10 protein-coding genes are annotated in these 10311 nt (G+C 68.4%); all 10 read left to right on the forward strand.

Annotated elements, in window-relative coordinates:
* Nucleotides 1–206 precede the first annotated feature (206 nt).
* Nucleotides 207–1472 carry an ABC transporter substrate-binding protein gene (locus tag AC3IFE_RS14560; RefSeq protein WP_489190923.1) on the forward strand — a complete coding sequence of 422 codons (1266 nt, stop codon included), beginning with the start codon at nucleotides 207–209 and terminating at the stop codon, nucleotides 1470–1472.
* Complete coding sequence (locus AC3IFE_RS14565) at nucleotides 1456–2415, forward strand: carbohydrate ABC transporter permease (protein ID WP_256979689.1); 960 nt, start codon at nucleotides 1456–1458, stop codon at nucleotides 2413–2415. Before AC3IFE_RS14560 ends, AC3IFE_RS14565 begins: the two co-directional genes overlap by 17 nt.
* On the forward strand, nucleotides 2403–3230 hold the full coding sequence (locus AC3IFE_RS14570) for a carbohydrate ABC transporter permease (RefSeq protein ID WP_489190918.1): 828 nt from the start codon (nucleotides 2403–2405) through the stop codon (nucleotides 3228–3230). The genes AC3IFE_RS14565 and AC3IFE_RS14570 overlap by 13 nt, the downstream gene beginning before the upstream one ends.
* Nucleotides 3231–3240: 10 nt before the next feature.
* Nucleotides 3241–4275: an NAD(P)-dependent alcohol dehydrogenase gene (locus tag AC3IFE_RS14575; RefSeq protein ID WP_069617527.1), complete on the forward strand. Its 1035-nt coding sequence runs from the start codon at nucleotides 3241–3243 to the stop codon at nucleotides 4273–4275.
* Nucleotides 4276–4278: 3 nt separating this feature from the next.
* Nucleotides 4279–5472: an ABC transporter ATP-binding protein gene (locus AC3IFE_RS14580; RefSeq protein ID WP_489190919.1), complete on the forward strand. Its 1194-nt coding sequence runs from the start codon at nucleotides 4279–4281 to the stop codon at nucleotides 5470–5472.
* Nucleotides 5473–5501: 29 nt separating this feature from the next.
* Nucleotides 5502–6437, forward strand: coding sequence for an AraC family transcriptional regulator (locus AC3IFE_RS14585; protein ID WP_301737464.1), 936 nt, complete (start codon nucleotides 5502–5504; stop codon nucleotides 6435–6437).
* Nucleotides 6438–6448: 11 nt separating this feature from the next.
* Nucleotides 6449–7915 carry a xylulokinase gene (gene xylB / locus AC3IFE_RS14590; protein WP_301737713.1) on the forward strand — a complete coding sequence of 489 codons (1467 nt, stop codon included), beginning with the start codon at nucleotides 6449–6451 and terminating at the stop codon, nucleotides 7913–7915.
* Nucleotides 7916–7997: 82 nt separating this feature from the next.
* Entirely contained in the window at nucleotides 7998–9080 is a 1083-nt protein-coding gene (locus AC3IFE_RS14595; RefSeq protein WP_489190920.1) for a MerR family transcriptional regulator, read from the forward strand.
* Complete coding sequence (locus AC3IFE_RS14600) at nucleotides 9080–9367, forward strand: barstar family protein (protein ID WP_489190921.1); 288 nt, start codon at nucleotides 9080–9082, stop codon at nucleotides 9365–9367. The genes AC3IFE_RS14595 and AC3IFE_RS14600 overlap by 1 nt, the downstream gene beginning before the upstream one ends.
* A gap of 467 nt (nucleotides 9368–9834) precedes the next feature.
* Nucleotides 9835–10311 (forward strand): LAPAL motif-containing putative phage structural protein (locus tag AC3IFE_RS14605; RefSeq protein ID WP_489190922.1); only part of this gene is annotated, 477 nt, incomplete at its 3' end.

Raw genomic sequence — 10311 nt, forward strand, 5'->3', positions numbered from 1 at the left:
CGGCGTAACGCGCGGGCCTTGCCGCTCACACGCGCGGTTCGCGCCCGACCACCACATTTTGTGCATCGCACGACCGACCCTGAGCAAAAAGTATCGGTTTCCGAACTCTTTTGATGTGGTGATCGCCTCGCCCGCGTCACACCATTGTTCCTGCCGTCATCGGCGGCATTCGAACAAGCAGAATCAAGGAGACACGGGTGAACAAGATGCGAATCGTCGCAGCCGGCGTGCTGCTCGGCGCCTGTCTGCCGGGCGTCGCGGCCGCGCAAACCTGCAAGGTGCCGACCCTTCGGGTGCTCGCGCAGAAGAGCCTCGGCCTGTCGGTGATGGAGAAATCGCTGGCCGACTACGAGAAGAAGAGCGGCACGAAGGTCGAGATCAGCTATTTCGGCGAAAACGACCGCCGCGCGAAATCGCGGCTCGACGCGTCGACCGGCGCGGGTTCCTACCAGATCTACTACGTCGACGAGGCGAACGTCGCCGAATTCGCGTCGGCCCACTGGATCGTGCCGCTCCTCAAGTACTACCCGAAGGAATACGACTACGACGACTTCCTGCCCGGCCGCCGCGCGGTCGCGAGCTACAACGGCGTCGCGTACTTCGCGCCGCTGATCGGCGGCGGCGACTTCCTGTTCTACCGCCGCGACCTGCTCGATGCCGCGCACATCCCGGTGCCGAAGACGCTCGATCAGCTCGTCGCCGCGATCAAGAAGCTGAACGCACCGCCGAAACTGTACGGCTGGGTCGCGCGCGGCCAGCGCGGCTCGGGGATGAACGTGTGGCGCTGGTCGCCGTTCATGCTCGGCATGGGCGGCGCGTGGACCGACAAGAGCGGCCAGCCCGCGTTCAATTCGCCGGCCGCCGTGAAAGCCACGCAGCTCTACAGCGACCTGTTCAAGTACGCGCCGCCGGGCTCGGCGACCTACGACTGGAGCAACGCGCTCGAAGCGTTCCGTTCGGGCAAGGTCGCGTTCATGATCGAATCGACGCCGTTCGCGGACTGGATGGAAGACACGAGCAAGTCGAGCGTGGCCGGCAAGGTCGGCTACACGCGGCCGCCCGCGCCGCTGCCGTCGGCCGCGTACGGCCACGGCTTCGCGATCTCGGCGGTCGGCGCGAAGGACGACTGCACGCGGATGGCCGCCGGCCGCTTCATCGCATGGGCGACCAGCAAGGACCAGGAACAGGCGCGGCTGCGCAACGGCGTGTTCAGCGACTACAACCGCTCGAGCACGATCGCGAGCCCGTACTTCAAGCAGCACGTCGCACCGCAGATCCAGGCCGGCCTGAACGACACCAACCCCGTCACGCAGGTGACGATCTGGCGCACGCCGCAGTGGCCGGATATCGGCGACAACCTCGGCATCGCGCTCGAACAGGTGTTCACCGGCACGCAGACGGATATCCGCGGCACGCTCGACGACGCGGACCAGTACGCGAAGGACGCGCTCGAACATGGCGCTCGCAAATGACGGCGCCGGCGGACGCGCGCTCGGCGTCCGCCCGGCCTCTCCCGCCACGTCGGCCCGGCGCGGCCGCGCGCGCCGCGACCGCACGAGCCTGCCGTGGGTGTTCCTCGCGCCAACGCTCGCGCTGCTCGCGGTCCTGAGCCTCGTCCCGACGATCGCCGCGATCAACCTCGCGCTGCGCAACCGCGTGCTGCGCTACCCGGACAGCGAATACGTCGGCCTGCGCAATTTCGTGCGGCTCGCGTCGGACCGGCGCTTCCTGAACGCGATCGAGGTGTCGGTGCTGTGGGAAGTCGTCACGGTCGCCGGCGCGGTGCTCGTCGGGATCGCGCTCGCGGTGTTCCTGTTCGAGCGCGTGCACGGCCGCTGGCGCCGCCTCGCGTCGCTGGTGCTGATCATGCCGGTGCTGCTGCCGCGCGTGTCTGCCGCGTTCATCTGGAAGTTCATGTACGCGCCGCTCACCGGGATCCTGAGCTGGCTGCTCGGCACGCTCGGCGTCGAGAACACCGCATTCCTCGCCGATCCGCATCTCGCGCTGTACGCGGTCGCGCTCGTCGACGTGTGGCAGTGGGGGCTGTTCTTCGCGGTCGTGATCCTGAAGCTGCTGGAGACGCTGCCGCCCGAGCCGCTCGAAGCCGCGCGGCTCGACTACGCGACGACGTGGCAGGTGCATGCGTACATCGCGCTGCCGATGCTGAAGGCGCCGCTCGTGAGCCTCGTGTTCATCAAGATGGTCGAGTCGCTGCGCTCGTTCGACCTGATCTACGTGATGACGAAGGGCGGCCCCGGTATCGCGACCGAGACGCTCGATCTCTATGCGTACCAGCAGGGCATCGGCCTCGCGGGCAAGGTGTCCTATGCGTCGGCCATGGCCGTGCTGATGATGGTCGCGACCACGCTCGTCTTCACGCTCATCTGGAAGAGGGTCAACAAATGGGACGACTGATGGCTCGGCGCGGTGCCGCCAATGTTTCCACCGTCGCGATCGCCGGCGCGATCCTGCTCGTCGCCGCGTTCCCGCTGTTCTGGGCCGTGCTCAATTCGCTCAAGCACCTGCTCGACATCGTCACGCCCGTGCCGCGCTTCTTCTTCACGCCGACGCTCGCGAACTACGAACAGGTGCTGTCGAGCCCGGAAGTGCTGATCGGGCTCGGCAACAGCATCGCGATCGTCGGCGCGGCCGTGCTGATCGGCGCGGTGCTCGGCGTGCCGGCCGCGTATGCGATCGCGCGCTACCCGGTGCGCGGCAAGCGCGACATCCAGTTCTTCCTGCTGTCGCTGCGCTTCCTGCCGCCCGTCGCGGTCGCGCTGCCGCTGATCGCGATCTGGGTCGATCTCGGGCTGTACGACACGAAGCTGTCGATGATCGTCACGTACCTGCTCGTCACGCTGTCGACCATCACGTGGCTGTCGATCCCGGTGTTCCGCCGGCTGCCGCGCGAGATCGAGGAAGCCGCCGCGCTCGACGGCTACGGCCCGTACGCGGTGTTCTGGCACATCGCGCTGCCGGTGTGCGCGAGCACGCTGCTCGGCGGCATCGTGTTCAGCTTCGTGCTGGTCTGGAACGAACTGATGATCGCGCTCGCGCTCACGTCGTCGCGCAGCGCGACGCTGCCGGTGGTCGCATCCGCGTTCACGTCGCTTGGCCAGGAAGTGCCGTGGGGCGTGATCAACGCGTCGACCGTGCTGCTCGCGCTGCCGCCGCTCGTCTTCGTCGGCATGCTGAGCCGGCTGCTCAATTCGATGGTCAAGGGAAAATAAGGAGAACACGTTGAAAGCACTCGTCCTCGAACGCACGCGCGAACTCGCGCTGCGCGACATCGACCTGCCGCAGGCGGTCGGCCCCGGCGACGTCCGGATCAAGGTGCATACGGTCGGCGTCTGCGGCAGCGACGTGCATTACTACGTGCACGGCGGCATCGGCCCGTTCCGCGTCGACGCGCCGATGGTGCTCGGCCACGAAGCGTCCGGCACCGTCGTCGAGACCGGCGCGGGCGTCACGCACCTGCGCGTCGGCGACCGCGTGTGCATGGAGCCCGGCGTGCCGCGCCTCGATTCGCCCGCGACGCTGCGCGGGCTCTACAACCTCGATCCCGACGTGCGCTTCTGGGCGACGCCGCCCATCCACGGCTGCCTGACGCCGTTCGTCGTGCATCCGGCCGCGTTCACGTACCGGCTGCCCGACAACGTGTCGTTCGCCGAAGGCGCGATCGTCGAGCCGCTGTCGATCGGCCTGCAGGCCGCGAAGAAGGCGGCGATGAAGCCGGGCGACCTCGCGGTCGTGATCGGTGCGGGCACGATCGGCGCGATGACGGCGCTCGCCGCGCTCGCCGGCGGCGCGGCGCGCGTGATCCTCGCCGACGTCGTGCCCGACAAGCTCGCGCTGTTCGCCGGCAACCCGGCCGTTACGACCGTCGACGTGCGCACGCGGCCGCTGGCCGATGCGGTGGCCGAAGCATCGGGCGGCTGGGGCGCGGACGTCGTGTTCGAGGCGAGCGGCAGCGCGAACGCGTATGCGGGCCTCGTCGACCTGATGTGCCCGGGCGGCTGCGCGGTGCTGATCGGCATGCCGGTCGCGCCGGTGCCGCTCGACGTGGTCGCGCTGCAGGCGAAGGAAGGCCGCATCGAATCGGTGTTCCGCTACGCGAACATCTTCCCGCGCGCGCTTGCGCTGATCGCGTCCGGCGCGATCGACGTGAAGCCGTTCATCTCGCGCACGTTCCCGTTTTCCGAAGGCGTGCGCGCGTTCGAGGAAGCGGCGAGCGGCCAGCCGAGCGACGTCAAGATTCAGATCGAAATGGATTGAGCCATGGCCCGAATCGTCTGCCACGCTTTGTCGAAGCACTACGACGGCGGCCCCGCCGTGCTGCATCCGCTCGACCTCGAGATCGCCGACGGCGAATTCATCGTGCTGCTCGGCCCGTCCGGCTGCGGCAAGTCCACGATGCTGCGGATGATCGCGGGCCTCGAGGCGATCACCGGCGGCGAGCTCGTGATCGGCGATGCGGTCGTCAACGACCTGCCGTCGCGCGAGCGCAATGTCGCGATGGTGTTCCAGAACTACGCGCTCTACCCGCACATGACGGTGTACGACAACATCGCGTTCGGCCTGCGGCGGCTGAAGGTGCCGGCCGACGAGATCGATCGCCGCGTGCGCGACGTCGCGCGCATCCTGAGCCTCGACACGCTGCTCGACCGTCGCCCGCGCGCGATGTCGGGCGGCCAGCAGCAGCGCGCGGCGATCGCGCGCGCGATGATCAAGACGCCGGCCGTGTTCCTGTTCGACGAGCCGCTGTCGAACCTCGACGCGAAGCTGCGCACGCAGTTGCGCGGCGACATCAAGCGGCTGCACCGGCAACTGAAAACGACCACGCTGTACGTCACGCACGATCAGCTCGAAGCGATGACGCTCGCCGATCGCGTCGTGCTGATGCGCGGCGGCCACATCGAGCAGATCGGCACGCCGGCCGAGCTGTACGGCCAGCCGCATACGGTGTTCGCGGCCGGCTTCGTCGGCACGCCCGCGATGAACTTCGCGGACGGCACGATCGAGCGGGTCGGCGCGAACGTGCTGCTCGACTGCAACGGCGCGCGCTGGCCGCTCGCGTCTTCACGCTTCGCGCGGCTGCAGCACGGCCAGCAGGTCAAGGCCGCGATTCGCCCGAACCACCTGCGGCTCGTGGCCCAAGGCGATCCGACCCCGGGCGCGCTCGCGCTGACCGGCACGGTCGAGCTCGTCGAGCTGCTCGGCGCGGAGGCGCTCGTCACGCTGGACTGGCGCGGCCAGCCGTGCGCGGCCCTCGTGCCGGCCCCGATGGCCCCGGCGCCGGGCGCCGTGGTAGCGTTTCGCTTCGACGAAGAAGCCCTGCATCTGTTCGACGCCGGCACCGAGCGCAACGTCGCGCTGCCGGACGCGAACCCGACCGCGCACGCGGCGCCGCCGACGGCCGCGACGCGCGCCACGCCGCCTGCCGCGACGGGCTGGTCGATGTCCCGTCCGTAGCACGCCGGCACGCCCCGACGGAGCACACGATGAACCCGGATCTCGAGATCGTTCCCACCCACCGCGACGAATCGTTTCGCGCATGGGTCCACGACTATCCGCATTCGGTCGCGAAGTGGCACTTTCATCCGGAGTACGAGATTCACCTGATCCAGGCGTCGCGCGGCAAGGTGTTCGTCGGCGACCACATCGGCGATTTCGGGCCCGGCAACCTGATCGTCACCGGGCCGAACCTGCCGCACAACTGGGTCAGCGAACTCGCCGACGGCGAACGCGTGCCGTCGCGCGACGTCGTGCTCCAGTTCTCGCGCGATGCGATCGAGAAGATGGTCGACGCGTTCAGCGAGCTGCAGCCGGTGATCGAGCTGATCGACGACGCGGCGCGCGGCGTGCAGTTTCCCGACCGCGTGGGCGTCGAGGTCGCGCCGCTGATGCTCGAACTCGCTGACGCGCACGGCTGCCGGCGCGTCGAGATCCTGATGTCGCTGTTCGACCGGCTGTCGTCGTGCCGCGAGCGGCGCGTGCTCGCGGGGCCCGGCTACCGCAGCGACGCGCAGCACTACATGTCGTCGACCATCAACCAGGTGCTGTCGTACCTGCAGCAGAACCTGCCCGGCATGCTGCGCGAAGCCGACGTCGCCGCGTTCGCCGGCATGAGCGTCAGCACCTTCACGCGGTTTTTCCGGCGTCACACCGGCTCGTCGTTCGTGCGCTACCTGAACCGGCTGCGCATCAACGAGGCGTGCGAGCTGCTGATGTTTTCCGACCTGACGGTGACCGACATCTGCTACCGGGTTGGCTTCAACAACCTGTCGAACTTCAACCGTCAGTTTCTCGCGATGAAACAGGTGCCGCCGTCGAAGTTCCGCGCGCTGCACCGGCTCAACGAACCGTACGGCCGCGACGACGCACCGCCCCCGCGACGCGCGCCGCCGCGCGCCCCAGACAGGACGCTTCATACGTGACCGCTTCATACGTGACATATCTCGGCATCGATCTCGGCACGTCCGAGGTCAAGGTTCTGCTCACCGATTCCCGATCGGTCCCCCTCGCGAGCGGCTCGGCCACGCTGTCGATCAGCCGGCCGCATCCGCACTGGTCCGAACAAAGCCCGCAGGCGTGGTGGCACGCGATGCTCGACGCGATCGCGTCGGTGCGCGCCGCGCATCCGGCCGGCTTCGCCGCGCTGCGCGGCATCGCGCTGTCCGGCCAGATGCACGGCGCGACGCTGATCGACCGCGCGGACCAGGTGCTGCGCCCCGCGATCCTGTGGAACGACACGCGCGCCGGCACCGAATGCGTGGAACTCGAGGCGCTGGTGCCGGAATCGCGGGCGATCACCGGCAACATGGCGATGCCCGGCTTCACCGCGCCGAAGCTGCTGTGGCTCGCGAAATACGAGCCGGCCGTGTTTCGCGCGGTGCACAAGGTGCTGCTGCCGAAGGACTACTTGATCTGGCGCCTGTCCGGCGAATTCGTGTCCGATATGTCCGACGCGTCGGGCACGCTGTGGCTCGACTGCGCGCGCCGCGACTGGTCCGACCGGATGCTCGCCGCGACCGAGCTGTCGCGCGCGCAGATGCCGCGCCTCGTCGAAGGCAACGCGGCCGCCGCGCAGCTGCGCGACGCGCTGCGGCGCGAATGGGGCATCACCGGGCCCGTGACGATCGCCGGCGGCGCCGGCGACAACGCGGCGTCGGCGATCGGCATGGGCGTCACGGGCGCCGGCAGCGGCTTCCTGTCGCTCGGCACGTCGGGCGTGCTGTTCGCCGGCAACGACCGCTTCGCGCCGAACCCGGACGCCGCCGTGCACGCGTTCTGCCACTGCGTGGAAGGGCGCTGGCACCAGATGAGCGTGATCCTGTCGGCCGCCGCGAGCCTCGACTGGCTCGCGCGCGCGCACGGCACGACGCCCGGCGTGCTGGCCGCGCGCGCCGAACACGCGGCCGCCGCCCGCGCACCGCTGTTCCTGCCTTATCTCGGCGGCGAGCGCACACCGCACAACGATGCGCATGCGCGCGGCGTGTTCTTCGGGCTGACGAACGAACACGATGCCGACGACCTCGCATATGCGGTGATGGAAGGCGTCGCGTTCGCGATGGCCGACGGCTACGACGCGCTGCGCGCGGCCGGCACGACGCTCGACGTGGCGTCGTTCATCGGCGGCGGCTCGAAAAGCGCGTTCTGGGCACGGCTGTGCGCGAATGCGACCGGGATCGCGATGCAGCGCCATGCGGACGGCGCGGTCGGCGCGGCACTCGGCGCCGCGCGGCTCGCACGGCTGGCAGCGACGAACGACAGCCTGGAAGAAGTCTGTATCGCGCCGCCCGTCACGGAAACGGTGACGCCCGATCCCACATCGGTCGAGCTGCTGGCGGGCCGGCTCGCGCGCTATCGACGGTTGTATCGCGCGCTGCGGGACGAGTTCGCGGCCGCCGACTGAACGGCCGCGCGATCGTGCTTGACCCGGCCCTTGGGATCGCCTTTATGCTGATCGCAACGAATCGACAGCAAAGAGGTGACGGATGGGTACGGACACACTCCGCTTGAACGCTTCGGCCGCCGCTGCACGGCTCGGTGTCTCGATCAAGGCGCTGCGGCTGTACGAGCGTCACGGCCTCGTCACGCCGGAGCGCACGCCGGCCGGTTACCGCGCGTACGGGCCGGACGACCTCGCGCGTGCCGCGGATATCGCGGCGCTGCGCAAGCTCGGCCTCGGTCTCGCCGAGGTGGCTAACGTGCTCGACGGCGACGCGCGCAGTCTCGATGCCGCGCTGGCGGCTCACGAAGCGGCGCTCGATCGCGGGATTCAGGATCTCGTTGGCAAGCTCGACAGCGTGCGCGCGATGCGTGCCGGCCTGGCACGGGGACGGATGCCGGCCAACGGCGAATTGACGCGGCTGGTCGACTCCGGCGCGGCCGGCGTCGCGTTCGACCTGCCGTGGCCATGGGGCGGCGAACGGTTCGAGTGTCGCGATATCCGGCCGTTGAACTACATCATCGGTTCGCTGGGGAGCGGCAAGACGCGGCTCGCGCTTCGGCTGGCCGATGCGTTGCCCGGCGCGGTGTTCGTCGGTCTCGATCGGCTGGACGACGACTGTGCTGCGGCATTCGATGCATTGCGCGCCGATCCGGAACTGAAGTCGCGCGTCGAGCGCACCGCGGCGGCGCTTGCCGGCAGCGGCGCGACGCTGTCGGGGGCGCTGACCGCCCTGCTCGTCAGCCTCGAAGCGGAAGGCCCGCGCGCGCGGGTCGTCGACATGATCGAACAGGGCCTCGACCGGGCCACGCAACGGGCGTTGATCACGCATCTGCGCGCAGGCGCGGCCGCCGGCATGCGGCCGCTGTTCCTGCTGACGCGCTCGTCGGCGATCCTCGATCTCGCGGCGGTCGGCCCCGATGAAACCATCCTGCTGTGCCCGGCCAATCACAGCCCGCCTGCGCGTGTGGCGCCTTACCCCGGTGCGCCGGGGTATGAGGCCGTCGCCACGTGCCTGGCGGCGCCGGAGGTCCGGGAGCGGATTGCGCGGCGGCCGGAAGCGCGCGCTATGATGCTTGGTACGGAGCGCGAAATGAATACTTCGCGATCTGTCCGTCGGAGAACATGATGGCACGCGACACGGGGGTAGAAATCGAGCTCGACGATATCGAGTCGACCGAACAGTTGCATGTACGGCTGATGAAGCAGTTGAGTTTCCCGGATTGGTATGGAAGAAACTGGGATGCGTTCCGGGACGCCATTACCGCGCTGGTCGATATGCCGCGCATTCTTCGGCTGAAAGGCTGGTCGGAATTCGAACTCCGCTTTCCCCGCGACGCGAGGCTGATGCGCGACTGTCTGCAGGACATGGCTCGGCAATATCCGGCCTTCGCATCCCGTGTCGAGTACGATTGATCGAACTCGACACGCGCCGCAAGATTCGGCCGCTCGCGATGAACGTGCGTAACGGCACGTGATTGCTGCCCAGCCGCCGAGCGAGCAGATTTTTCACCGTGTTCGATAACGGATAGAGGTACGCATCCCGCTGCCGGATGCGAAGCGCGAGCCATCGCTCGCCGTTCAATTGGCGTTGCATTGCCTCGATCTGCGCGCACAGTGCGTCAGACCGATTCATGATCGCAGTAACCGGAAATGGATTCGCCTCCGGATCCCGCCGCGCCCTCCTCCGCGTCATCGCCGGGCTCACCGCATGCCCGGGATCGGCAAAGTTCGTTGCTTGCCGGACGCTATCGGGACATGTCGGAAAAGTCGTCTTGTCCGGATGGCCAAAATCACGTGCAAACGGCCATTCGCGTTCAACATGACGGACATCCGAAAGCATTCGTTTCGGGTATCGTCCACCTCTCACACCCGCATTCCACATGACCGCACATGAAAACAGTACCGGCCCGGCCGATATCGGCCCCTTCGACGCGATGAGCCGATTTCGCGTGACGTACGACGGGCCCGCGCTCGAATCGTCCGAGATGGACGTGCGCGAACTCGCGCCCGCGCTGCTGGCGTTCGGCGATTTGCTCGACGCGTCGACGCGCGCACTATGCGGCGATCAGGTCCGGCCGCAGGTCAACGTGCGCGGCAGCTTCAAGACCGGCAGCTTCGGCATCGACTTCACACTCGCGACCTCGCTGCTCGGCCGCATGCGCGACATGCTGAGCGGCAACGAAGGCACGGCGCTCGCCAATGCGGTCACGATCCTGACCGCCCTCGGCATCGCAGCACCCAAGGCGAGGAAAGGGCTTTTCGCCGTCCTCAAATGGCTGCGCGGGCGCGAGATCACGCACGTGCGGATGCAGGGCCGCACCGCGGTGCTGGACGTCGATGGCGACACACTCGAAATC

Source organism: Burkholderia sp. APQ4-4ca (assembly GCF_057837105.1).

Coding starts and splice junctions, on each gene's coding strand:
- AC3IFE_RS14560 (WP_489190923.1), top strand. CDS start 207: ATGCGAATCGTCGCAGCCGGCGTGCTGCTCGGCGCCTGTCTGCCGGGC.
- AC3IFE_RS14565 (WP_256979689.1), top strand. CDS start 1,456: ATGGCGCTCGCAAATGACGGCGCCGGCGGACGCGCGCTCGGCGTCCGC.
- AC3IFE_RS14570 (WP_489190918.1), top strand. CDS start 2,403: ATGGGACGACTGATGGCTCGGCGCGGTGCCGCCAATGTTTCCACCGTC.
- AC3IFE_RS14580 (WP_489190919.1), top strand. CDS start 4,279: ATGGCCCGAATCGTCTGCCACGCTTTGTCGAAGCACTACGACGGCGGC.
- AC3IFE_RS14585 (WP_301737464.1), top strand. CDS start 5,502: ATGAACCCGGATCTCGAGATCGTTCCCACCCACCGCGACGAATCGTTT.
- AC3IFE_RS14595 (WP_489190920.1), top strand. CDS start 7,998: ATGGGTACGGACACACTCCGCTTGAACGCTTCGGCCGCCGCTGCACGG.
- AC3IFE_RS14600 (WP_489190921.1), top strand. CDS start 9,080: ATGGCACGCGACACGGGGGTAGAAATCGAGCTCGACGATATCGAGTCG.